The 23,289-nt window shown below is 72.2% G+C and carries 20 protein-coding genes, 1 tRNA gene and 1 pseudogene; 10 read left to right on the plus strand and 12 right to left on the minus strand.

Translation table 11 applies throughout. The annotated features are described in order from the left end of the window. Nucleotides 1–412: 412 nt before the first annotated feature. A pseudogene (locus ACFZB9_RS22850) lies at nucleotides 413–709 on the plus strand (transposase); the annotation flags it as partial. A gap of 7 nt (nucleotides 710–716) precedes the next feature. Here the strand turns inward: ACFZB9_RS22850 and ACFZB9_RS22855 are convergent. After that, nucleotides 717–1,700: a DUF4037 domain-containing protein gene (locus ACFZB9_RS22855; protein ID WP_391449848.1), complete on the minus strand. Its 984-nt coding sequence runs from the start codon at nucleotides 1,698–1,700 to the stop codon at nucleotides 717–719. A gap of 21 nt (nucleotides 1,701–1,721) precedes the next feature. On the opposite strand from ACFZB9_RS22855, the gene ACFZB9_RS22860 reads away from it, so the two are divergent. Next, entirely contained in the window at nucleotides 1,722–2,090 is a 369-nt protein-coding gene (locus tag ACFZB9_RS22860; protein ID WP_391449850.1) for a hypothetical protein, read from the plus strand. 17 nt (nucleotides 2,091–2,107) lie between these two features. Beyond that, the gene (locus ACFZB9_RS22865) at nucleotides 2,108–5,680 is read left to right on the plus strand and encodes a CHAT domain-containing protein (protein ID WP_391449852.1); all 3,573 of its coding nucleotides are present in this window, start codon (nucleotides 2,108–2,110) and stop codon (nucleotides 5,678–5,680) included. Nucleotides 5,681–5,715: 35 nt separating this feature from the next. Here the strand turns inward: ACFZB9_RS22865 and ACFZB9_RS22870 are convergent, their stop codons facing one another. Together ACFZB9_RS22870 and ACFZB9_RS22875 are read right to left on the minus strand one after the other, a co-directional pair. Continuing rightward, on the minus strand, nucleotides 5,716–6,840 hold the full coding sequence (locus ACFZB9_RS22870) for a hypothetical protein (protein ID WP_391449854.1): 1,125 nt from the start codon (nucleotides 6,838–6,840) through the stop codon (nucleotides 5,716–5,718). A gap of 77 nt (nucleotides 6,841–6,917) precedes the next feature. After that, nucleotides 6,918–7,352, minus strand: coding sequence for a response regulator transcription factor (locus ACFZB9_RS22875; protein WP_391449856.1), 435 nt, complete (start codon nucleotides 7,350–7,352; stop codon nucleotides 6,918–6,920). 99 nt (nucleotides 7,353–7,451) lie between these two features. Here ACFZB9_RS22875 and ACFZB9_RS22880 point away from each other — a divergent pair, with 99 nt between their 5' ends. Both ACFZB9_RS22880 and ACFZB9_RS22885 read left to right on the plus strand, forming a co-directional pair. Then, nucleotides 7,452–7,781, plus strand: coding sequence for a hypothetical protein (locus ACFZB9_RS22880; protein WP_391449857.1), 330 nt, complete (start codon nucleotides 7,452–7,454; stop codon nucleotides 7,779–7,781). Between the two features lie 50 nt (nucleotides 7,782–7,831). After that, nucleotides 7,832–8,575 carry a hypothetical protein gene (locus ACFZB9_RS22885; RefSeq protein ID WP_391449859.1) on the plus strand — a complete coding sequence of 248 codons (744 nt, stop codon included), beginning with the start codon at nucleotides 7,832–7,834 and terminating at the stop codon, nucleotides 8,573–8,575. Nucleotides 8,576–8,973: 398 nt separating this feature from the next. Here ACFZB9_RS22885 and ACFZB9_RS22890 read toward each other — a convergent pair whose 3' ends face one another. The 5 genes from ACFZB9_RS22890 to ACFZB9_RS22910 all read right to left on the minus strand — a co-directional run bounded on the left by ACFZB9_RS22890 (nucleotide 8,974) and on the right by ACFZB9_RS22910 (nucleotide 15,742). Next, a complete protein-coding gene (locus ACFZB9_RS22890; RefSeq protein WP_391449861.1) occupies nucleotides 8,974–9,225 on the minus strand; it encodes a DUF397 domain-containing protein in 252 nt (83 codons plus the stop codon). Between the two features lie 186 nt (nucleotides 9,226–9,411). Continuing rightward, complete coding sequence (locus ACFZB9_RS22895; RefSeq protein ID WP_391449863.1) at nucleotides 9,412–9,990, minus strand: hypothetical protein; 579 nt, start codon at nucleotides 9,988–9,990, stop codon at nucleotides 9,412–9,414. 12 nt (nucleotides 9,991–10,002) lie between these two features. Beyond that, complete coding sequence (locus tag ACFZB9_RS22900) at nucleotides 10,003–11,208, minus strand: hypothetical protein (protein ID WP_391449864.1); 1,206 nt, start codon at nucleotides 11,206–11,208, stop codon at nucleotides 10,003–10,005. Then, nucleotides 11,205–11,501, minus strand: a complete 297-nt coding sequence (locus ACFZB9_RS22905) for a WXG100 family type VII secretion target (protein WP_391449868.1) — start codon at nucleotides 11,499–11,501, stop codon at nucleotides 11,205–11,207. Before ACFZB9_RS22905 ends, ACFZB9_RS22900 begins: the two co-directional genes overlap by 4 nt. An 80-nt stretch (nucleotides 11,502–11,581) precedes the next feature. Beyond that, nucleotides 11,582–15,742: a hypothetical protein gene (locus ACFZB9_RS22910; RefSeq protein WP_391449870.1), complete on the minus strand. Its 4,161-nt coding sequence runs from the start codon at nucleotides 15,740–15,742 to the stop codon at nucleotides 11,582–11,584. 20 nt (nucleotides 15,743–15,762) lie between these two features. Between ACFZB9_RS22910 and ACFZB9_RS22915 the strand changes: the two genes are divergently transcribed. Further along, nucleotides 15,763–17,175, plus strand: a complete 1,413-nt coding sequence (locus ACFZB9_RS22915) for a hypothetical protein (protein ID WP_391449872.1) — start codon at nucleotides 15,763–15,765, stop codon at nucleotides 17,173–17,175. A 191-nt stretch (nucleotides 17,176–17,366) separates the two neighbouring features. Continuing rightward, the gene (locus tag ACFZB9_RS22920) at nucleotides 17,367–17,879 is read left to right on the plus strand and encodes an NUDIX domain-containing protein (RefSeq protein WP_391449874.1); all 513 of its coding nucleotides are present in this window, start codon (nucleotides 17,367–17,369) and stop codon (nucleotides 17,877–17,879) included. 844 nt (nucleotides 17,880–18,723) lie between these two features. Here ACFZB9_RS22920 and ACFZB9_RS22925 read toward each other — a convergent pair. The 3 genes from ACFZB9_RS22925 to ACFZB9_RS22935 form a co-directional block, all read right to left on the minus strand. Next, on the minus strand, nucleotides 18,724–19,452 hold the full coding sequence (locus ACFZB9_RS22925) for a class I SAM-dependent methyltransferase (RefSeq protein ID WP_391449876.1): 729 nt from the start codon (nucleotides 19,450–19,452) through the stop codon (nucleotides 18,724–18,726). 184 nt (nucleotides 19,453–19,636) lie between these two features. Continuing rightward, entirely contained in the window at nucleotides 19,637–19,951 is a 315-nt protein-coding gene (locus ACFZB9_RS22930) for a transposase (protein ID WP_391449878.1), read from the minus strand. 118 nt (nucleotides 19,952–20,069) lie between these two features. Beyond that, on the minus strand, nucleotides 20,070–20,261 hold the full coding sequence (locus ACFZB9_RS22935) for a hypothetical protein (RefSeq protein WP_391449880.1): 192 nt from the start codon (nucleotides 20,259–20,261) through the stop codon (nucleotides 20,070–20,072). On the opposite strand from ACFZB9_RS22935, the gene ACFZB9_RS22940 reads away from it, so the two are divergent. Both ACFZB9_RS22940 and thpR read left to right on the plus strand, forming a co-directional pair. Beyond that, nucleotides 20,248–20,766 carry a hypothetical protein gene (locus ACFZB9_RS22940; protein WP_391449881.1) on the plus strand — a complete coding sequence of 173 codons (519 nt, stop codon included), beginning with the start codon at nucleotides 20,248–20,250 and terminating at the stop codon, nucleotides 20,764–20,766. The genes ACFZB9_RS22935 and ACFZB9_RS22940 overlap by 14 nt on opposite strands. A 114-nt stretch (nucleotides 20,767–20,880) precedes the next feature. Beyond that, nucleotides 20,881–21,498: an RNA 2',3'-cyclic phosphodiesterase gene (gene thpR / locus ACFZB9_RS22945; RefSeq protein WP_391449883.1), complete on the plus strand. Its 618-nt coding sequence runs from the start codon at nucleotides 20,881–20,883 to the stop codon at nucleotides 21,496–21,498. A gap of 241 nt (nucleotides 21,499–21,739) precedes the next feature. On the opposite strand, the gene ACFZB9_RS22950 is transcribed toward thpR, so the two are convergent. Further along, nucleotides 21,740–21,829, minus strand: a tRNA-Cys gene (locus ACFZB9_RS22950). 291 nt (nucleotides 21,830–22,120) lie between these two features. On the opposite strand from ACFZB9_RS22950, the gene ACFZB9_RS22955 reads away from it, so the two are divergent. Then, entirely contained in the window at nucleotides 22,121–22,834 is a 714-nt protein-coding gene (locus ACFZB9_RS22955) for a G1 family glutamic endopeptidase (RefSeq protein ID WP_391449885.1), read from the plus strand. The last annotated feature ends 455 nt before the right edge of the window (nucleotides 22,835–23,289 follow it).

A 23,289-nucleotide genomic window follows, 5' to 3' on the forward strand; every position in this document is an offset into this window, starting at 1 on the left:
CGTGCGCCTCCTGCTGACGCCGATGCCGGTCAGGAGCTGGAGACCCTGCGGTCCCGCAGCTCAACTCCTCGGCGTGTCCGCCGGATTCAGCACGCTCCACCGGTCCGGGCCAGTGCGGGCGCCCGGCGTATTCGGGCGAGTCCGTCAATCCCGTTACCGTGGCCCGCTTCGACGCAACGGGATGCCTCACCCGAGGGCAGCAGACAGGGCAGCGGCAGGTTCGTCATGATGGCGGTCTCCTCTGCTCGGTCGGACGATCGCAGGCCCTGGCGCCAGGGGATGTGCATGTGGCTACGCAAGGTATCCCATCCGCGGCGGGCGCAACCAGGTACGAATGGGTACTGCTGGTGCGCGAAAGGGAAATTGCCGTGCACAAACGGGTCCCAGTGGCCGCTGGTCCGGATGCAGGGGCGGACGACCCCGCCAGCGTCCCGGCGTGCTCTACGCCGACCGCGGCTACGACCACGACATCTACCGCCGCCAGGTCCGCAAGCCGGGCATCCGTCCGCTCATCGCCCGCCGCGGCACCGGACACGGCAGCGGCCTGGGCAAGAACCGCTGGGTCGTCGAAGCGGCCTTCGCGCTCCTGCACTGGTTCCGTCGACTGCGCATCCGCCGGGAGATCCGCGCCGACATCCACCAGGCCTTCCTCACCCTCGGCTGCGCCATCATCTGCTGGCGACGACTGAAACCATCAATCACGCACTGAAGGAGCATCAGGCAAGGGCGTCCGTCACAGCGTGTCGCAGGTTCTGCGCGCCCAAGAAGTCCGTGCTGTCCGCCCATTGATCGACGCTCCCGATTCGTGGCAACTCGCGCAGCTGCCGATCGGTGACCGTCTCGACCAATGCGTTCGCGAAACGCTCGGCGAACAGCACCCGATAGGGACGGCCGTGATACCGGCGGCAGGTCGTGGCCAGGGACGGTGTGAGGCCGGATTCGTTGTGCACCACGGCGACGACCTCGTAGGCCTCGCACAGATGTTTCGCGCGTTCCCGATAGCCGGTTGCCGCCAGCGTCGCCTGGAGGGACGCAGACAACTCCCCGGCCACCGGCAACTGCTTGAACGCGCTCCCCAACCACTTGCCGTACGGCGCATACCGGCGCCCGAAGAGCAGGCACAGCCGCATGAGGTCGCGCACCAGGCGCCCGGCGACGACCGCCGAACCCAGAGGATCCCCGGCTTCCGCGCAGCGCCCCACGAACGCCTCCTCCTGGGCGATCCGCTGCCACTGACAGGCCAGTAGGTACCGCCAGACCTGGTCCGGATACCAGGCCAGCCGTTCCCGGGCCGCGCTGAGTGTGCCGAGATCGTCATGGAACACCGCGCCTGCAGTGACCTCGGCGAGATGCTGTTGCGGCATGGTCAGCCAGTCGCGAGCGGTGAGTTCCCCTGCCGTCGGGTCGACGCCCAGTTGCCCGGTCAGCCACGAGCCCGCTTCCGCTGTGAGGACACGGTGGTTCACCAGACCGTCGGTGTGGTCGATGTATCCGACCCGGTCGTTGACCTGCTGGAAGTTCGTGGAGTATCCGTGAACGTCCTTCGGCAGCAGAACGTGACGACCCGTTACCAGTTGCGCAACCGCACCCATGCCGTCGCGTTCGCGATCCGGAAGGGGCTGATCTGAGTGACGGTGGCAGGTGATCGGCGTGCCATACTCAGTGCACCAACGGGGGCCCGGGCGGCCCTTGTTGATCATTCCTCGAGGGAAGGGCCCGGGATGGTGCTGGAGTCTGCGCACTGGCGCGTGGTCATCGCGTCGGATTCGCGCCCGGCTGAGGACGTGCACGGCGAACTGGGCGCGGATGCCTGGGGCGACGGGGTCTCGCTGGCGTTGGAGCAGCCCGCATCGAGGTTCCGGACCTCCGATCCGGCAGTCCTGGTGGCGACCGTCGCCGCCGCGAGCTCGGCGTTGACCGCGCTGGTCACCGGGATCCTGGGGCGCGGTGCGGTCAGGGCGGGCCAGCGGATCGTGATCGAACTCGCCTCCGGGGCCAAGCTGGAGGTGCCGGCCGACATCGAACCGGCGGAACTGGACCGGATGATCGGCCTCATCGGCGCGGATCCCCAGCGGATCCTGCTGCCGTGAGCTGACGGGCCACCTCGGTGCACTCGCCCGGTGCGGCGACCTCCCATGCCCAGGAGGCAAATTCCGCCTGGGACGCCTTCGAGCTGACTCGGTCCGTAGCGGAACTCGGCAGGGCGATCGCCTCGTTCGGCACTGCCGTCGCCGCGGTGCCCGAGGGCGATCCGGGCCGGGTGCCGTACCTGTACCAGCTGCTCGCCGCGACTCACGCGCGGTTCAAGGAGGTCGGCGACCCGGTCGATCTCGACCTGGCGATCGCGGCCGGGCGCGAGGCGGTCTCGCTGGCCCGGACGGACACCGGCTGCCTCGCAGCCCTCGGGACGGTGCTGCTGGAGCGGTTCCGGGTCTCCGAGCGGATGGCCGACCTGGACGAGGCGGTCGAGTTCGCCCGGATCGCCGTCGCCCTGCCGCCCACCCGGTCCTCGGACGGCTACACGGCGCTGGCGAGCCTCGGCGCCGCGCTCGGCGCGCGGTTCGCCTTCCTCGGCTCGGTCGAGGACCTGGAGGAGTCGATCGGCCTGGCCCGCACGGCGCTCGCGCTGAGCCGGCCCGGCAGTTCGCGCAAGGCCGCGCTGCACCGCCTGGCACAGAACCTGGGCCGGCTCGCCGCGGCGACGGGGCGGGGCGAGGAGTGGGACGAGGCCGTCACCTTCGCCCGGCGGGCCGTCAACGCCCGTCCGCAGGACGAGAACGGCCGGGCCCCGTACCTGAGCGCGCTCGGCCTGGTGCTGGGTGAGCGGTGCCGAGCCGCCGGTACGGCGGAGGGACTCGACGAGGCCATCTCGTGCAGTCGGGCCGCACTCGACCTGACGCCCGCCGACCACCCGACCCGGGAGGGCCACCTCGTGCAGCTGGTAGGGCAGTTGGCCCAGCAAACCCGGCTGACCGGGGACGCCGGGCCGATGGATGAGGCGGTGCGGCTGGCACGCGGCGCAGCCTCCGGGGCTGCCGGCCTCGCCAACACCGGTACGCCCGGCTACGCCTGGACCCTGGTGGTTGCCCTCGACCACCGGTACCGCTGGGCCGGTGCCGTCGCCGACCTGGACGAGGCCGTGGCGCTCGCCCGGGCCGGGCTGGCCCGGGTGCGGGACGGCGGGCCGAACCAGGCGGACTGCGCAACGGCGTTGTGCGGGCTGCTGTTCCTGCGCCACCGGCAGCTGGGCGCGCTCGCCGACCTGGACGAGGCGGTCGGCCGGCTGCGTGTGCTGGCGGCGGCCCCGTCGCTCGACCGCAGGCGGCGGGCCGGCACGTTGAACACCCTGGGGCTGGTGCTCTGGGCCCGCGCCCAGCGGACCCGGGACCCGAAGGACATCGAGGAGGCGATCACCGCCGGCCGGGAGGCCGTGGCGACCGGTGTGCACCGCTCCGACCAGGCGATGCACCTGTCCAACCTGGCCAACGCCTTGCTGGCGAGGTTCCGGCACGGCGGCCGGCTCGCGGACCTGGACGAGGGGATCGAGACCACCCGGCGGGCCGTGGCGGCGGCCCGCCACCGGAACGACGACCTGGCCCGGTACTACTCGAACCTGGCGCACTGCCTCACCCAGCGGTTCGAACGGACCGGTAGCGCCGACGACTTGGACGAGGCCGTCGCCGCCGGCCGAAGCAGTGTCGCGCTGATCTCCGAGCACCACCCAGAGCGCTCCCGGTTCCTCGCCAACCTGAGCGCCGCGCTGCGGGAGCGTTACGCGCGCACGGGCACCGCGGCCGACCGCAGCGCCGCACTGGCCGTGGACATCGAGGCGGTGGCCGTGCAGTCGGCACCGGTGCGGCAGCGCCTCGGGTCCGCCAGGTCGGCCGCGGCCGACCTGGTCGCCGCCGGTGACCCGCTTCGGGCGGCGGACCTGCTGGCGGAGGCGGTGCGGCTGCTGCCGGGCGTCAGCCCCCGCCGACTGGTGCGCAGCGATCAGGAGTACGCGCTGGGCGGGCTGGCCGGGTTGGCGGGTGAGGCCGCCGCGCTCGCGCTCGCCGACCCGCGACTGCCCGCGGCGGACCGGGCGCGCCGTGCCCTGAGCCTGCTGGAGGCCGGCCGCGCGGTGATCATCAGCCAGGCCCTCGACGGGCGTGACGACCTGTCGGAACTCCGCCGTGCGCGACCGGAGCTGGCCGAGCGCTTCGTCGAACTCCGGGACCGGCTGGACCAGCCGTGGGACACCGGCACCTACTCGACCGCCGCGGACGTGGACGCGGACGTGGACGCGGACGCGGACGCGGGCTCGACGGCCGACGGCGGTGGCCGTGAACGGCACGAGCCCAGTGAGCGGCCCGAGTTCCGCGAGCGCCACGAGGTCCGTGAACGGCACGAGCTCGCCGCCGAGTTCGCCGCCGTCCAGGACCGGATCAGGGCGTTGGACGGGTTCGGCTCGTTCGGCCTGCCGCCCCGGCCCGAGGACCTCGTCGGCGCGGCGCAGGCTGGTCCGGTGGCGGTCCTCAACGTCACCGCCTACGGCAGCCATGCCCTGCTGGTCACCCCGGCCGGCGTCACCGCGCTGCCGCTGCCCGAGCTCGGCGAGCCGGAACTGGCCTCCCGGGTGGCTGCGTTCCTAGCGGCCCGGAACTCGATCCTGGTGGGGGACGGCTCGGGCGACGAGCACGCCGGGGCCCGGATGCTGGCCGTGCTGGCCTGGCTGTGGGACGTCGCGGCCGGGCCCGTCCTGGAGAGCCTGGGCCACTCGAACCGTCCGACCGACGGGGCGAGTTGGGGTCGGGTGTGGTGGGTTCCCTGCGGGCTGCTGAACCTGCTGCCGCTGCATGCAGCGGGCCACCACGCCACGGCGGACGAGGAGGAGCGTCCGCGCACGGTCGTCGACCGGGTGGTCTCCTCCTACACGCCGTCGCTGCGCACGCTCGTCCACGGTCGGCGGTCCGCGTCCACTTTCCAGTCTGCCTCTGCCTCTACCTCTGCCGCTGCCTCCGCTGCCGTGCCCGCCGGGCCGGTCGCCGCCGAGCCCCGCGCCGTGGTGGTGGCGATGCCGACCACGCCGGGCCTGCCCGGTCTGGGCCGCCTGCCGTTCGTCGCGGACGAGGTCGCGGTGCTGCGCCGGCAGCTGCCCGGACTCACCGTGCTCGCCGGCACGCAGACCGCGCTGGGCGGCACCGCCGAGCCGACCAAGGACTCCGTGCTGGACCGGCTGGCCGACCATCCGATCGCGCACTTCTGTTGCCACGGCAGCACCGACCCGGCCCAGCCCTCGCGCAGCCGACTGCTGCTCCAGGACCACGAGCGCGACCCGCTCACCGCCGCGAGCCTGACCCCGGTCACGCTCCGAGGGGCGCAGCTCGCCTACCTGTCGGCCTGCAGCACGGCGGCGACCCGGCCGGTGCAGCTGCTCGACGAGTCCCTGCACCTCGCCTCGGCGTTCCACGTCGCCGGATTCCCGCACGTCGTCAGCACCCTCTGGGAGGTGGACGACCAGCTCTCCGTGCGGGTCGCTGACGACTTCTACACCGACCTGCGGACCGCGGACGGCGCGCTCGACCCCGGCCGGGCCGCGCACGCCCTGCACCGGGCCGTCCGCCGGGTCCGGGAGGGCGGCCCGGACGGCAACCGGAACCCGTTCTTCTGGGCCTCCTACGTGCACATCGGCGTCTGAGGCGCTCGCACGGCGCGCCGACCGGGTCCCGGCGGTCAGTCGTCCTCGGGGCCGGCCAACTGCGTGTCGAACCAGCCGAGCCGCCCCTGCGGGCAGGCCGCCCGCAGCAGGCCGACCGCCTGGTGGACCGAGCCGGTGTCGTAGCCGGACGGAACCGTCCCGCGCGACAGCAGGACGTTGAGCGTGTAGGTGACCCCGCCGTCCGGCAGCTGCCAGAAGGCCCGCGCGGCCTCCTCCTTGACGTGGGCCTCGGCGATCGGCGAGCCCAGCAGGTCGGCGAGCGAGCTCAGGCTCAGCATCCCGTCCGGCGGGGCGGTGCGCAGCAGTTGGAGCACCACATCGGGGTTGGGGTGGTGCAGGAAGACGTTGGTCCAACTGGCACGCAGCATCCGCTGGGCCCGCTCGCCCGTGCCGATGTACCCGGTGTACCTGTCGTTCTCGGGCCACAGGTACGGCAGTTCCGGCCGGGCGAGGAAGGCCGCGACGTCGATGCGCCACGGCACGGGCAGCGGCGCCAGCCCCCAGAGCTCGTCGCCCAGCGGGTCGGCCGGCAGGGTGAGCACCTGGTCGTCCTCGGGGTCCGCCGGCTTGTGCGCGAACGGCCGTTTCGGGGCGCCGAGTTTCTCGTGGACCGAGACCCCGCCGCCGCAGGCCAGGCAGCGCGGTTCGCGGGCCCGGCTCGTTGCGTCGGCCAGTCCGCTGCACACGGCGCACTGCAGCAACGAGCAGGAGCGGCAGTGGAATCCGCCCCCGGTCTTCACCAGCGCGGCGAGCTCGTCGTAGGTGCGGTACACCTGAACGGTGCCGGCCCACTGGTCGTTGATCGCAACGGTGGTGGGGACGACGAAGAAGGAGCACCAGCCGCAGCGGGTGTCCGACGGCGTCGGCTGCTGGGCCCGCGGCCGCCCGGCGAGTTCGATCGTCGAGCCGTCCGCCTCGTGGAACAGGTAGATGAGGTCCCGGCCGAAGTTGCCCTCCGGAGTCTCCACGATGGTGTAGACGAGCTCGTCCGGGACCGGGTTCCGGCGTAGGAAGGTCAGCGCCGCCTGCCGGTCGGGCCCGCTGTGGACGTGGTAGGTGGCCGTGTCGGACCGCTCGGTCCGCACGAACCGGACCTCGGGCGGAAGGTTCTCGTCCTTCTTGCGCCGCAGGAACGGCATGGGGCCCTCCGGGGCAGAGCTGATCGAACGCCGCCCATGCTTCACCAGTTGTTGACGCTCCGTCAAACGGGCTGGGGTCAGGCGGCCTGGAAGTCCGGCTGGGCGGCCAGGTAGCCGACACTCCGCACGGTCCTGATCACGTCCCGCACGCCGAGCTTGGCGCGCAGGTTGGCGATGTGCACCTCCAGGCTGCGGTTGCCCTCGGGACGGGACCCCTGCCAGACCTCGCGGCAGATCCGCTCCCGGCGCACCACCGTCCCGGGGTGGTCGGCGAGCATCCGCAGGATGTCGAACTTCGTGCGGGTCAGCGCGACCGCCGAGCCGCGGACGGTGACGGTCCGCTCGTTGGGGTCGATGGCGACCGGCCCGAGCGCGATCCGCCGGGGCTGCTGCCGCTGGGAGGGGCGGAGTGCGGCGTGCACCCGGACCGCCAGCTCGTCCACCCCGAAGGGCTGCACCAGGAAGTCGTCGACGCCCAGGTGGCGCCCGGTGAGCCAGAACCTGGCGTCCACCCGGGAGGTGGAGACCGCCGCGCGGCGTCCGTCGCCTCCCGGATCCGGCGGCCGGCCGCCAGGGCCGCAGGGTCTGGCAGCCCTAGGCTCACGCACCCCGTGGTCGGCCGCGTTCCCGAACCGCTGTTCGAGGAGTTGGAGGCCCGCGAGGCGGCTGCCCGGGTGCGTGTGGAGGGGTTGGAGGCCGAACTCGCCGAGTTGTCCGGGAGGTTGGGTGCGGCTCGGGAGGTGCTGGAGCGGTTGCGGATCGCGCGGGAGACGTTCGCCGAAGTGCTCGCCGAGATGGCGCCGGAGAACTCCCGGGTGCCGGTGGGGCCCGGTGAGGTGTCCACCGCGGGGGTGGCGGACGCGTATGCGGGGGCCGAGCGGCAGGTCATCGGGGTGCTGACGGTGCCGAACTGGCAGCCCGGGATGGGAACTCACCATTGAAGGACGCGGCGCCACCATCCGACGGGACCCAACGACAGCAGCGCAGCGTCGTGAGGAACGGTACCGCCTTCGATGGCGGCGGCTTCTTCATCCTCGCCTCTGGCACCCTGCGGATCCGTCACAGTTCCATCCTCGACAACACCTCGGCAGCATTCGGCGCCGGAATCTCGAGCAGGGGCAACCTGACCATCACCGACGACAGCACGATCAGCGGTAACACCACCGACGGTGTCGGTGGCGGACTCGCCAACAGCGGCCCGGCGACGATCGATAATTCCAAGATCTTCTCGAACGCCGCAGCCAGCACCGGTGGCTTCAGAGGCGGCGGAGGGATCTACAACCTCAACCCCGGCAGGGTGAACCTGCACAACACCCGGGTGGAACACAACACGGCCACAGCGAAGGGGAGCACGCCGGGAGTGGGCGGGGGCATCGCGAACCAGGGAGCAGCCGCCAGGGTGACGATGGACGGTGGAGTGATCGGACGTAACTCGACAGAGGGGACCGATGCCCAGGGCGGTGGTGTCTACAACGAGGGTACGTTGAGCACCAAGGGGCTGTTGATCGAACGCAACACCTCCACCGGCACGGGCGCCCAGGGCGGTGGCCTGACCAACAACGGTGGGACCGTCACGCTCACCGGCACCGTGCTCGAGCACAACACTGCCAGCACCCGTCCCGGCGGGATCAACAACAACGCCGGCACGGTGGCGCTGAAATACAGCGCGGTGGAGCACAACAGGCCCACCAACTGCGCTGGCAGCGCAGTCCTGGTGCCCAGCTGCGTGAACTGAACAGCCGGATCAACTGGTCGGGGGCCGTCGTGCCCAGCGCCTCCACGTCCGCCCCGACCAGACCCCCTCTGCCCAGGTCCGGCCCCTCTGCCGGACCGCACCCCGCACCGGTCGGCGCCTCGCCGATCGGCTTCGATCAGTGCCTGACCGGCGCCGAAGCCGTCCTCAAACTCCGTGTCGTGCACACCGACAGCGACCTTGACTACCATCACCCCCGTGGGCACCAGCGCACCTACCCCGACCAGCGCGACTACCAACTCGGCGCCCGATCAACAACCTTCCCTCAAAAGGAGCCGCACCCAACCTCATTTCAGTCAGTGGCTGCCTGACGTCCGAATTCGGCGCAAGGAACATGTGAGCCTTGACGCTGCGCGTCGAAGCCCACTGCCCTGTCTCCGTTAGGCGAGGCCGCCGGTCAACTGCGGGTCGTCGGCCTGGATGCCGCTGATGAATGCGGTCCAGCCCTCGGGGGAGAAGGTGAGAGTTCCGCCCTCGCGGTCCTTGGTGTCGTGGACGGGGACGGGGACGGTGCCGGTTGTGCCGGTCGGGTGGCGTCCGACCTCGACGCAGTTGCCGGACGGCTCACCGCTGTAGCTGGACTTGTGCCACGTGATGCTCTCGTCGGCACCGTGGTCCAGGGGATTGCCCATGTTGCCCATGTCATGCCTTTCAGGAGGAGATTTGGGCCCGACTCACGTACCGGAGAGGGCGTCCTGCGCGTATGACTGCGCGTGTGGAAGGTGCGTTCCCTGCACAGCGCGATGGGGGCGCGGGCTGGGCGTTCGTGGCGGATTCTGTGTTGGCGATCGGGTGAGCCGGCTCGCGGACGGTGCCGGTCAGCGGGCTGCCAGGACGGTCAACGGGCCGTCCTGGTACGCCGAGGGGCACGGGTCGGGGCCGGTGAGGCGTTCGGCGTGGTGGTGGGGGAGTGCCAGCAGGTCGGGCCAGTGGGGAAGTTGGCGCTCGGTGCCGGCCAGTACGGCGTTCCAGTCGGTTGCGGCTGTGCGGCCGGTGCGGTCGAGTACGAATCCCTGGAGACTTCGCTGCGGCCGGCCGGCCACCCTGACCAGGGCGGCGATCGCCTGCTCCTGGCGATCACCCAGCCCGTCCAGGGCGAAGTCGACCACCAGCCCGGTCGGCCCGCGTCGGACCAGGGTGAAGACGTCGAGTCCGTCGGGCAGCCAGAGGTGAAAGTCGGCCCGGTCGGCGTTGGTCAGGAGGAGGGCGTCGAGGAGTTCCGTCTCGGTGGCCTCCTGCCGGCGGATCCGGCCCGCGGCGTCGCGGGCGATCAGCGTGACGGCGCCGGTTTCCGGGTTGCGGTACGTCAGTTCACTGGTGGCCAGCGCCCTGAGCACTGCCGCGGCACCCTGGCGGGACCACGGAGCGCGGTACCAGAGGAAGAAGCCGTCGCTCATCCCTCCCCCTCGTCACAGGTCGGGCACCGGCGACTCGGTGAACAGGTGGACCCGCCGCGAGCCGAGTAGCCGCAGGGCCTCGTCCACCGCCTGGTCCGGTGCCCCTCTTGGGAAGTATGCCCTGGCCGGTGCCCCTTCGGTGATGGCGACGGCGCGCAGCAGCTCGAGACCGCAGACCAGCCGCTCCAGATGGCGCATCCGGCGCGGGCCGACGATCTGGATCAACGAGTCGTCCCCGCCCAGCACATGGACTTCGGTGCTGCCCTGGCCCGGCAGCGTGATCAGCTGGCCCGGGTCGCCCGCCGCGTTGTAGAGGGACCGGCCGCCGCTGAGGAGGGCGACCAGTTCCAGGGTCGGGTCGAGCTGCGGCGGCCGGGAGATGCTCCTGGCCGCCCGGCGCAGCCGCGCGCGGGTGGGCGACTCGTCGAGGGCGGGCAGGGGAGTCGGTGCCGGGTCGGGCGTGCCGAGTCGGGGAACCAGCCTGGGTGCGTCGTACAGCACATCGGCGATCTCCTGCAGCCGGTTCCGCCAGGCCCCGACCGCCACCGCCAGGCCGAGTTCGCGGTCGACCCAGTGCCGGCTGTCGCCGACCAGGAAGGCCAGGTCCGAGCAGGCCTCGGTGAGCACCCCGCAGGCGTCCTCCAGTGTCAGCAGCAGGCTGGGGGCGTGTCCGCCGAGCAGGAGCCAGTGCCGCGCGGCCGCGTCCGCCTCCGGGCCGCTGGAACGCTCGCCCAGTACGTTCATGGCCGTGGTCAGTCCGGCCGCCTGGTCGGTGACCACCGTGGCGGTGCGCCGCCAGGTCGCTGAGGCGCCGGCCAGCAGCTCCGCCGCGGGCTCGCCCGTCGGCGACCCGCTGAGCGGGGGCAGGCGGCGACTGACGGCGGGTGGCCGACCGGGACCGGGCAGCAGCAGCGGGGTGGCGTGCACGGTGAGAGCGTCGCCGGCGTGGTCGGCGGCGAGCCAGGTGTTGACGGTGTCGATCAATGCCGTTGCCATCTCGCCGAGCGCGAAGTGGGCGGCGGCAAGCCCTCGCACGGTGAGCCGGGCCGCGGGGTCGTACAGGTCGGCGAACGGTGCCGTGTGCAGGCCCGCGGCCATGCCCGCGCTCTGGTCGAGGCCGAGGGCGAGGTCGCCGAGCAGGTCGCCGATCGCGTCCTGGGCACGGGCGAAGGCCAACGCGGTGCGGTAGTAGTCGTCGCTGTCGAACGTACTGGTCATTGACCACCCCAGATGCGCAGGGTGGCCCGCCGGGCGTCGGCGTAGTTGTCGTGTGCGGTCTCGATCACGGTGCGCAGGCGCTCCAACGAGGCACGCAGGTCGGTGGCCCGTGCGGTCCACTCGGCGAAGGCCTGCTGGAAGGCGCGGGCGGACTCCCCTGTCCACAACTCGGCGAGTCTGGCGCCGCCGGACTGCACCTCGTCGAGGTGGTCCTGCAGGGCTCCGCACACCCGGGCGAGCTCTTCCTCGTGCTCGCGCAGATGCTCGAAGTTGACCTTGAGAGGCGGAATCATCCTCCTCGACTCTCATGAGAGTGGCGGAATTTCGGGCAACTGTAGCGGACCGGCGCACCGGTCTCTGACGCACCGTCAATTCACCGCATCAGCTGAAGGTCGCAGTGGATCGCGGCGAGCCCGGCGAGGCCGCCGAACACCAGATCGGGGGCCGCGGGGTCGGTCGGGTCCGGGTCGCAGGCGAGGGCGAGCACCGGGGCGCCGGTGACCAGTGTGAGCAGCGCGCGGCCGGCGGCCGGGTCCCAGAACCGGACGGTGCCGTCCTCGCCGCCGCCGGCGAGCAGCCCGTTGCGCAGCGCGGCCAGTGCGCGGACCGGGCCGCGGTGGCCGGTGGCCAGTACGGGTGCGGCACGCCCGGGATGCCAGAGCCGGACGGCACCGTCCTCGTGGCCGGTGGCGAGTACGCCATGGGGGAGGACGGCGAGCGCGCGCCCGGGGGAGGGGTGGGTGCCCAGCGTGACGGCGGTGCGGGTGGCTAGGTTCCACAACCGCAGCGAGCCGTCGTCACCCGTGGCGGCGAGCCGGTCGCCGTAGCGGGCGAGGGCGCGGGTCCAGGTGGTGTCCGGGAGTTCGGCGGTGCACTCAAGGGTGTGCGGATTCCACAGGCGGATGGTGTGGTCGCTGCCGCCGGTGGCGAGGAGGTCGGGGCCCAGGGCGGTGAGGGCGGTGGCGCGGGGGTGACCGGTGGCGACGGACCGCAGGCTCCCGTCCGGGCCTTCCAGCCAGAGGTCGGACCGGCCGGTGATGGCTGCCAGCCACTCGCCGTCGCCGCAGCAGCTGATTGCCCGGTGGGTGATCCCGGCGAGTCGCAGGCCCACCCCCTCCCCGGTCCGCGGGTCGAACAGCCAGAGTCCGACGCGCCGTGTGTTGCCGGAGACGGCCAGCAGCAGGCGCCCGGCAACACGGACGTACCTCAGGTCGGTCAGCTCCTGCTTGGCGGAAAGCCGGTCCTCCCGCTGCGGGTCCGAGATCCGCAGCGTCCCGTCGTTGCCCACGGTCGCCAGCAGGTCCCGCCCGTCGAGCCGGTAGGCCGCCAGGCCCAGCGCGCCGCCTTCGTGGCCGGTCGGCAATCGCCGGGTCCGCGGGCTGTCGCCGAGCTCGGTCAGAGCGATGCGGCCGCTGTCCCCGACACGGGCCAGCAGCAGGGGCCGGCCCGTCGGCGGTCGCGCCCCCCGCTCCCCCCGCGCCCCCCGCTCCCCCCGCGCCCCCCGCTCTCCCCGCGCCCCCCGCTCTCCGGGGAGCGGGGGGCGAAGCGGACCGGCGAGCGTCAGAGCACGCACCCAGCCCTCCCGGGGATCGTCTGCGACCAGTTGCACGGCTCCGGTCGCCAGGCGCAGGAAGAGACGGCCGTCGCCGCCGATCGCCAGCATCGGCGGGTACTGGGACACGGACAGCAGCGCACGCGCGGACTCGTGATGCTCGTCCGCGACCAGGTGCTCGCATCCGCGCTCCCGATCCCACAGCCAGAGCGAGTCGTTCTCCGCGACGGCCAGCACGGGCCGTCCACGCGCGTCCTGATGCGCAGCCAGAGCACGCACCCACCGCTGGGTCCCGTCGCGGCGCAGCGCCGCCAGCCGCGCCCCCGAGGCGCCGTCCCAGACCTGCACCACGCCGTCCTCGCCCCCGGTGGCCAGGCGCGGTCCCCCATCCTGATACACCGTCAGCGCCAGCACGGCGCCCCGATGCCCGGTCAGCGCGGAGCCCACCGCGGACCCGGTCAGCGGGTCCCACCGGCGCACCGTACCGTCCTCGCCGCCCGTGGCGAGCAGGACCCGACCGTCCGCCAGCTCGTACGCCGCCAGCGCCCGCACACCCCCCTGATGCCCGGTCATCGGCTCGCCGACGGCCTCGGCGGCGGCCGGATCCCAGACCCCCACCGCACCGTCCGCCCCACCCGTGGCCAGGAGCGGCCGTCCGTCCGGCGCGACGAAGGCCGCCACGGCCCGCAGCGGCTCGGCGGTCCGCGTGAGCACATTGCCCGCCACTCCCCAGTGACTCCAGAGCGGTCGCACCGGCGTGCCGGGCAGCTCCAGCAGTTCGCCCGTGACCGCGAACCGCGAGAAGCACAGGCTGGCGGTGCGCGCGGGGAGATCCACCCCGTCCAGGAAGGGCTCGATCCGTGCCCAGGCGGACAGCGACAGCTGCGCGGGCCGGTCCATCACCGGCAGCCCCAGCAGCCCGCGCACCGCGCTGCTGGTGTCGTGCACCAGCAGCCATGGCGGCAGGTGCTCGTCGTCCAGCACCCCGCCCAGCTCGGCATGCTGTGCCAGCCGGCGCGCCACATAAGGGTGTGGAGGCTCATCGGGTCGCGCGGTGGCCAGCAGCGCGAGGGCGATCCGCCGGTGCGCCTCGACGAGGTCGAGTCCGTGCCGCAGGGCCGCGGCGAGCCGCTCGTGCCGAGGACGGTAGACGGTGCGGCGGTCCTCGGTGCCGCGGGCCAGCAGGCCGGCCAGCGGGCTGTCCAGCAGGTGGTGGACGGCCGTGTCAGGTACCGGCTCCGGATGACCGAGCAGGGCCGCCGCCGCGGCCGGCCAGACCTCCGCCCAGGGGATGCCCGCGCCCGGCGCCAGCGCGCTGGAGCGCAGCAGAGCGTACAGCAGTTCGGCCGGGACCTCGGCGCTCGCAGCGGATCGGATCTCGGCCGCCAGCGCGGCGGTGAGCCGGGCCAGCCGCTCTGCCGCGTCGTCGGCGCCTTCGGAGGGCGACCCGGCGTCCGGCCAATCGAGGTGGTCTGCCGTCAGTTCGGAGCGGCCCAGCAGCGCGGCCTCCAGGAAGGACGGTGTCGCCCGGTGCGCCAGCTCGGCGGCCCGCCCGGGACGATGGTCGCCCAGCATCCGCGCGATCTGCGTCTCGGTCCCGGGCCCGTCGGTGCGCAGGATGTCCGCCCGGTCCAGCAGCCGGTCCAGGACCGACTCGCCGGTCCCGGTCCGCATCCCCAGCAGCAGCCGCAGCGAACCGTCCCGCGCACGGGCCGCCAGCGGCACCAGCAGCTGCGCCGTCAGGTGGTACGGCGAGCGCGCCTCGTCGATCCCGTCCAGCACCAGGGCGACGGTCCGCCCCGCACCCGCCACAACGGCCAGCAACTGCTCGCGCAGCGCGCCGATCCGGTCCCCGCCACCGGGCACGAGCGGCGTCTGCCCCAATCCCTCCAGCAGCAGGACGAGCAGCTCCGCCACCTCGCGGTTGCGCGCGTGCACGGCCACGTCCACCGATCCGGCCGGCGGCAGCGTCGGCTCCGGCTGCGCCGCGAGCTGCCCGGCGTAGCGCGGGTCGCTCCGCAGCGCCGGGTCGCTCAGCGCCACCAGACGGGAGAGCAGCAGGGACTTCCCGCTGCCCGCCGCACCCGCCAGCACCAGGGTTCCGCGCCCGTCCTTGAGGAACCGTGCGAGCGCGGTGGAGAGCTGATCGCGAGCCACCACCGTCCGCTGTGCCGGGCGCAGGGCCCAGCGGGCCCACTCCTGCGCCACCTCGCGCAGCGCCTCGCCGACCAGCCGGTCCGGCGCCCGGTAGCCCGGATTGGGCAGGGCGAGAGTGCGCTGCTCCACCACATCGGTGGGCAGCAGCAGCCGGGGAGCGAGCGACTTTCCCAGCCCCATCCGGCGGGCGGCACGGCCGAGTTCCTTGGCGAACTCCTGCGCCGACAGATACTTCTCGGTGATGCCCGCCGAGTCGAGCAACTGCTCCCGCGCCCGTTGCAGCACCTCGGTGAACACCCGGACCTGGACAGCCTCGTCGGCTGCGGTACCGGCCACCACCGTGAGTGCCGCCTCGGCCCGGCGGCGCCAGCTGAGGTCCTGCCAGACGGCCGTGAGGTCCGCCTGCACCGCCTCCGCGTAGCAGGCGCTGACGATCACCAGGACGTGCTCGGCCAGCGAGTCCAGGGCGGCCGCGATCAGATCCGAGGTGCGGAAGGCAGTGCCGTCCAGGCGGAGCGCATCGGTGCCGGGCAGCTTCAGGAAGTGCCGCCCGGAGCTGCTCACCAACCCGTGGCCGACCACGAACACCACCAGCACCTCGGCCGGCCCGGCCACCCGCAGCCCAGCCCGCCGCACGAAGTCCGCCACCGCCTCGCGGTCGGCCGGCGGATCGGCCATGACCAGCTCGAACGCCCAGCCGTCGAGCCCGGACCCGTGCCACCACGACCGCACCAGCTCGACCTGCTCGGCCAGCCCGGCGGTGAAGTCCGCATCGCCGTCCGGCACCGCGAGCACGATCAGCCGGCGCCTCCCCCCGTCGTCCATAGGGGGTATTGTGCACTCCCATGGCAGACCTGACGCACCGTCCGATCACCTCGGACGCTGTGGTGGTGGTTCCGGGGATCATGGGGACCGAACTGCGTGAAGCGGCGAGCGGGCGACTGCTCTGGGGCCTGTCGCCGGTGCGGCTGGCGGCGGCGTGGACCGGGCCGCTGGGCCTGGAGGCGCTGCACCTGACCCCGGCCGAGCGGGCCGGCGAGTACGGGCGGGTGGCGGTCGGTGGCCTGCTCCGGGCCGTCGGGTACGCACCGTTCCTGCGCGGCATCGAGCCGTACACCAAGCTGCTGGCCGGGATCGCGAACGTGGTCGCGGACCCGGCCGCCGTGCTGGAGTTCGGGTACGACTGGCGGCTGCCGGTAGCGGTCAACGGCGCCCGACTGGCTCTCGCCGCCCGGAACCACCTGACGGCGTGGCAGGCACACCCCGCGCAGCGGAGCGCCGGCCAGCCGGCCCAACTGGTCTTCGTGGCGCACTCGATGGGTGGGCTGGTCACGCTGGGGGCGCTGCACGAGGATCCCGAACTGAGCGGGCTCACCCGGGCGGTGGTCACCCTCGGTACCCCCTACCGCGGGTCCGTGCAGGCCGTCACGATCCTCAACTCGGGTCTCGGTGGCCCGCCCGTGCTGCCGCGGCAGCGGATGCGCGAGCTGTCCGTGACGCTGCCGGGCGTGCACGACCTGCTGCCGCGGTTCGCCTGCCTGGACCAGGGGCGCACGGTCGAGCCGCTGACCCCTGAAGGAGTCGGCCAACTCGGCGGGGACGCCGAGCTGGCCCGGACAGCCCGGCGGTACCACCGGTTGCTGGACGGCGTCGCGGTGCCGGGCCTGCGCGCGGTGGTCGGGGTCGGGCAGCCGACCGTGCAGAGCGTGCGGGTGGCCGACGGGGTGGCGCACCCGCAGCAGTTCGGTTTCACCGTCCGGCCCGAGGGCGGGCTGCGGCGGGGTGCGGACGACCGGCCGCTGCGCACCGATCTGGCCGGGGACGGCACGGTCCACCTGCCGGCCGCCTCGCGCGGTGGCCCGGCGATCACCTATCTGCCGGTGGCGCACGGCGCGCTGGGGCAGGACGAGTCGGCCATCCAGCACGTCTGTGCGGTACTCACCGAGCAGGACCACGCGCTCGGCCCGCCGATGGGTGACGGCGACCTCGGGCTCGACCTGCCCGACCTGGTGGAGGTGGGCTCCCGATGGACCGTCACCGTCCGGGGCGCCGTCAGGAGCGCCGGGCTGGTCTGCACCGTGCAGGACATTGCCGCCGAACGCAGGCCGGTCGGCATTCCGCTCGCCCGTCGGGAGGGCGCGGTGAGCGGGACGGTCAGTCTCGGCGCGCCCGGCCTGTACCGGGTGTCGCTGGACGCCGGTCGGCGCTCCCCGATCACCCAGGTGCTGCTGGCCGGTGGTGTGAGTGGCGGGTCCTGACGGCGGGTCCTGGCGGCGGGTCCTGACGGCGGGGCAGCGAGCGGGCCACGCAAGCGGCGGCGCCCACGGCGAGGACGGCGGCGCCTACTTTGAGATTCGGCATGTTGCTGCTGGTAGAGACCTTCATGAGATCGGTGTGACGTGGCGTCGTTGTCGGTGGGGCACCGTATGTTGGCCCGATGGTTCGGAATGTGGTCGACGAGCGGGCCCTTGAGGCTGCAGTCATCGATGCCCGGCGGGCGGTGGCCGAGTTTGACGGGGCTCGCCAATGGCTGGCCGATGCCCGGCAGGGGCCGATGGAGCCTCTTGGAGCCGAGGTCTGGGTGTTCGACGAGGATCTCGCCCGGGTGGTGTTGGTGAAGCACCGTTGGCGGGGGTGGGTTCCGCCCGGCGGGAAGGTCGAGGCCGGAGAGACGCCGCGCGAGGGCGCGATCCGGGAGCTCTTCGAAGAGGCGGGCCTTCGGGCGGAACTCCTGCCCGAGCCGGCAGCCGTTGCGGTTCGCTCCTATCACCCGGACCTTCCGGTCACCCTCGGGTTGTCGTATGCCGCGATCCTTGATGCGGCAGCCTCGTTGGTCGCGGAGGCCGGGCAGCCGGTGGCATGGATGCGCTTGGACGAGGGCTGGGAAAGCTGCTTTCCCGACGATCTCTCCCGCATCCGTCAGCACGCGGCATGGCTGGCTGATCGGGTCGACCGTCACTGACGGGCCGCTGTAGCCCCGCCGCGGCGGGCGAGTTCGCGGCGGAGGTCGAGGTTCTCGCCATGGGCCTGCTCCAGCGCGTCCCGCAGGGCCTGTACTTCTTCTCGGTGCCGCCGCTTCAGCCCGTGATCGCCTCACCGTGCTCGATCAGCCGCCGGATGGCCTGCTCGGCGGCTGGGTCTTGGCCTTCGGCTTCGCTTTCGCGGCTGTGGTGAGCGTTTGCGTGCGCTCGGTGCGGGCGTCACTCACGGCCGGGTCCTTCGGTGACGGTCGAGACCGAGGGTAAGAGAGACGGGCCTGGTGGGGGCGGTGCCGCAGCCGGCGCCCTGGACCGCCCGGCCGGGCTTGGCGCGGATCGTATCCAGCAATCTCGTGAGGGCCGCGTGCTCGGCCCGCCGCTGAAGAAGCCGGACGTTGTCCTCGGGCATCGGACGGCCGTGACGCTCCCGGAACGCTGCGGTGGCCCGGTCGGTCAGTGCCTGGGTCTCGGCCAACCGCCGCATTGCCGGCCGCCAACGTAGTCCGGCGCTGGTGCGAGCATCAAGCGTCTGGGCGACGGGCCCCAGAGCTGCATCCTCCGCTTCGGTCCCCCCGTGGCGGAGATGTGTCGACGGGGCGGCTGGTCCCTCTCCCGGGAGGCGGGGACGGCGGTCGGCAGCAAGCTGTTCGACCAGCACGGTGGGAAGCCCGGTTGCCACCCGACGGTCCCTCAGTGTCTGTGCGGCGGGCAGAGAGGGCCAGGTCCGGTCGTCTCCGCCGACTACCAGGACGAGCTCGGCCGCAGTGTTCTCCACGGGGACCAACGGATGCAACTGCCATGCGCTTCGCCGGGGCCGCTGGCCAGGAATCAGACCCGCCGCATCCGGTAGACACAGGTCCGGTAGGGCATCTCGACGCTGTCGCGGCCGGCCAGGGCCGGGTCGGTGGCGGCCAACTCGCCGATCTCTCGGTCCAAGCGGGCCTGCTCGGCGGCGTCGGCGGTCAGGTAGGAGGAGCGGGACCGCACCAGGTCGATCAGCCGGTCCGTCGGGACGGTCACGGTGTGCTCGATCAAGCCACGTTCGGGTTCGGCGAACCATGGCGTCACCGGCCCGTACTGCCAGACACTTTCCAGGCCGTATCCCTCGTTGCCGACGATGCCGGAAAGCGCTGCCACCCACGGGGTCCGATCGTCACGGATGTTCCACATCGCAGCGAAGACGCCGTCCTTGCGCAGCACCCGGTGAATCTGCGGCAGCGCGTCCTGCGGAGTGAACCAGTGGTATGCCTGCCCGACCACGACGGCGTCGACGGACTCGTCCGGCAACGGAATGTCCTCGGCGCTGCCGGCGAGCACCTGCGTGCCTGGGTGGCGTTCGGCGGCCACGGCGCGCATCCGCTCGTCGGGCTCGACCGCGATCACCTCGTGGCCGCCGGCGCGCAATACACCGGCCAGTAGCCCGGTGCCCGCCCCCAGATCCAGGACGCGCATCGGCTTGGCGCCGATGGCCCAATCGACCGCCCGCACCGGGTAGGCGGGCCGGATCGAGTCGTACAGGCGGGCAGCGGAACCAAAGGACAGCGCAGAGGTGGACATGCTTGTGAGCGTACCCAGATCCGGGTCAGCGGTGCCGGCACGGCGGCAGCCAAAGCACGCGCCGATGGCTGCGGGCCGCGTGCCCCGTCACCCGAGCGGTTGGCGTTGGGACACCAGCACAACCTGCACCCACCTGGAACGACCCCTCACTCCGACTTTGCCGAAGCCCTGGGGCACCCCGTGGTCAAGTTCGGAGAAGGGATCCAGGGGCGGTAGGTCCGCCGCTTGCCGGCCTTCCACGCGGTCGCTCGTCCTCCGCCCCGCCGCCGTGCGGCCCGCCGCCGGAGGGCGGTGTCCCCTCGGCCTCGCGCACCCAGGTGCACAGGGTCTCGTGGTTGATGTTGTGGTCGTCGGCGACGGACTCGAACGTCCGCCTGCCCGCCGCCGCCCGCCACAACGCGACCGCGTCGGAGCTGAACTCCGGACTGTACGTCGACGGCCTTGCCACGCGGATCTTCACCTTCCTGGCTCTACAAGATCTATTGCCAGGCGTGACCACATCGCGGGGGCCTCGGAAGACATCGATCCCGCGGAAGCGGACGGTGATGTCCTGCGGTCCTCCCCGGGGATCCTCCCCTCCTGCGGGAGTTTCCAGGATCCCCGACAGCGTCAGGCGCTCAGGAGCCGATCGCCAGTTCGCTGGCAGCGTTGCCGATGACGTTCCAGGAGCCGGGGCCAGCGCCGGTGCCGTTCCAGACCGAAACGGCGCTGCCGTCGCTGGAGAGGCCGACGATGTGGCTCTGGCCGACGGCGAAGGTCGTCGCGGCTCCGCCGATCTGGGTCCAGGAGTTGGGAGTGCCGTTCCACATCTGCTCGATCGTCCCCGCCCAGATGCCTCCCGAGGCTCTGGAAGCGTCCCGTGCCCTGGACGAGGACCTACTCGCACGCGGTGTCGCCCTCAAGACCCTCTGCCACGAAGGCGCGCGAACCAACCCGCGCTCCCTCGCCTACGGACGCTCGATGGCCGCCGTCGGTGCGCAGCTGCGCACCGCGCCCGCACTGCCGCACCGCCTCCTGCTGGTCGATCGGGCCACCGCCCTCGCCCCGCTCGACCCCGCCGCACCGGCCCCCAGTGCCGTACTGGTGACCACCCCTGGGATCGTGGCCGCTCTGGCCGAGTTGTTCGACCGGATCTGGGCGGACGCCGTCCCGCTGGAGCAGGCCTCCGCCCCCGACCGCGCCACCGGCATCACCGCCGGCGAACGCGAACTCCTGCGGATCCTCTCCACCCGCCCGTACGACTGGAGTCCGACGTCGGCAACAAACTGGCTCTGGATCACGTCGTCACCGACAGCACCAAGAAGCGCGCCATGATGATCCTGGTCGACCCGGACAAGGCCCCCTGGGACGGCGGAACCTGAGGCGAAAGCCACTACTTCGCCGTGGTCGGCTACAACACCAGCAGTGGCGAGATGCTAGAAATCCCTGGTGGACGATCACCCTGAACCCTCGACCCTGCGTGTCTTCGTGGCGCTGGCTCCGCCGGACGCCGCGAAGGACGAGCTGGCCCGGGCCCTGGAGCCTGCGTACGCCAGGTACCCGCGGCTGAGGTGGAACCGGATCGAGGACTGGCACATCACCCTGGCCTTCCTCGGTGAACTGCCCTCCGCGACGGTGCCGTTGCTGCGGTCGGTGCTGGCCGGCAGGGCGGCGTCGCACCCCGCCCTGCAACTGAGCCTGCGCGGTGGCGGCCACTTCGACGAGCGGTTGCTGTGGAGCGGGATCGACGGGGACCTGGAGGGACTGCATCTGCTCGCCGCCGATGTCCGGGAGCTGGTCAGGTCCTGCGGGATCGAGTTCAGGGACCGCTCGCTGCGCCCCCATCTGACCTTGGCACGGTCCCGCCGCGACGATCCCACCAGCGTGCCGCAGGCTGCGGCCGGGCTCACCGGGTTCGTGGGCCGACCGTGGAAGGCCGAGCGCCTCCACTTGGTCGGCAGCAACACCGGCCGTGGCCCTGGGCCGATCCGGTACCGCGACATCGAGGCGTGGCGATTCGGTGACGCGACCCGGGCCAAGGGCGGCAGCGCCCCCGCCGAGCCGTAGGTGGCCTTGGGGCAGCATGAAACCGCGACCGGGTACCGGATCGACGCCGAGCCGGGGCAGGCCACCTCCCTGTTCCAGCGGAAGTAGCCCGTCGGTCCGAGCGGCGGTTGACCAGCAAACGGCCCTCGCCCTCGTCAGCGGGTCGGCGGTGGTCACACCGGTGCCGCGTCGGGCAAGGCTCACCCGAACGGCGACAGCGCGTAGCCGGTCGCCGTTCGGGCGCTCGTTCTCCTTGGCCGGGCGGAGAAGGCAGGATTCGAACCTGCGTGGGCATGCACCCGACCGGGTCTTGCGACCCAGGTCCCCGATCAGCCGCTCCGGGCACCTCTCCTCGTGCTCCTCGACCGACCGCCGTCGTCTGCTGGGCACATGACCATGGTGCGGCACCGGGCTGACGGTCCGCTGACGCGAGCCTGACGCTCCGCCGTCGCTGATTCGGCGCGCATTCGGCGGAGCGGCCGTCAGTCCTGTTGCTGGGCCCACGAATTCACGGGAAACCCGAAGCTTCCAGACTCTTGCCCAGCGCATGACAATAGGTGACTCTGTACTGCCCCCCAAAGCCCCCCACACGGCTCGGGCGGGCTCGCGAGCATCCTGTTCGTCCCCCCACGGAGGATCCAGCATGCGCAAGTTCCTGATACGTGTCGCCACCCTCGCGGCAGCGGCCACCGCTCTCGCCCCCGTCGCGCCGACCACCGCGGCGGCAGCCCAGCACCTGGCGTTCCGCCCCCTGAGTTACAACATCAACGGCTACAACTGGGGCGGCTACGCCGCTACCGGCAGCGGCTTCACCTCGGTCTCGGCGACCTGGACCGAGGTGCGTGCGACCTGCAACTCCACCAACGACCTCTACGCCCCCTGGGTCGGCATCGACGGGTACGGATCGTCCAGCGTGGAGCAGACCGGCGTGGCGACCGACTGCTCCAGCGGCAGCCCCGTCGACCAGGCCTGGTACGAGATGTACCCGGCCAACCCGGTCTACCTGAGCACCAGTTCGTACCCGGTATCGGCCGGGGACGTCATCAACGCCTCGGTGACCTACGTCGGGAGCAACAAGTACAACCTGAAGCTGACCGACTCCTCGCGGGGCTGGACCTACAGCACCAGCAAGACCCTCTCCGCGCAGCGGGCCAGCGCCGAGGTGATCATCGAGTCGCCGACCGGGGCCTACCCCAACTTCGGCACGCTGAAGTTCAGTTCGGCTACCGTCAACGGCAAGTCCCTCGGCTCCTCGAACCCGGTCGCGATGGACCCCTCGAACGGCTCGTACGAGGCCCGCACCAGCGCGCTCGGCTCCAGCGGCACCAGTTTCAGTGAGACCTACCTGCAGGAGTAGTCGCACCGGCGCTGGGGCGGGCACCCGCCCCAGCGCCGCCGGTTCGTCAGTTCATGGTCGCGCAGACGCCGGATCTCTGCCCTGACCGCGCCCTACCTGCTCACCCGCCCCGGCGTCGTGGTGACGGAGTGGGAACTGTGGCGGAAGGCCGGCCAGGACTGGCGGCGCCTGCGCGCCCGGTTCGCTTCGTCGACGCTGAGAACCGACTCGTTGATGGTGGTCAAGTGGTCAACTCCTTGAGTGTCAGCGCCGGCCACTGAATGAGTGACCAGTTCGGGTCGGTTCTGTTGCGGTCATTCAGCCTGATGCCCTGTCAACTATGGGACAGGTGTGCGTTCATGTCACGGCCTTGAGCTTCTGCAGTAATCGAGTGGACGTCCCTCACCTGAATGGGTGGGAGGGGTCCGACGGTGTCTGCCGGGGACTGCCTACACGCTGCTGGTGGAGAAGCGGAT

Origin of the sequence: Kitasatospora sp. NPDC008050, assembly GCF_042957465.1 — a bacterium.
Classification (GTDB): domain Bacteria; phylum Actinomycetota; class Actinomycetes; order Streptomycetales; family Streptomycetaceae; genus Kitasatospora.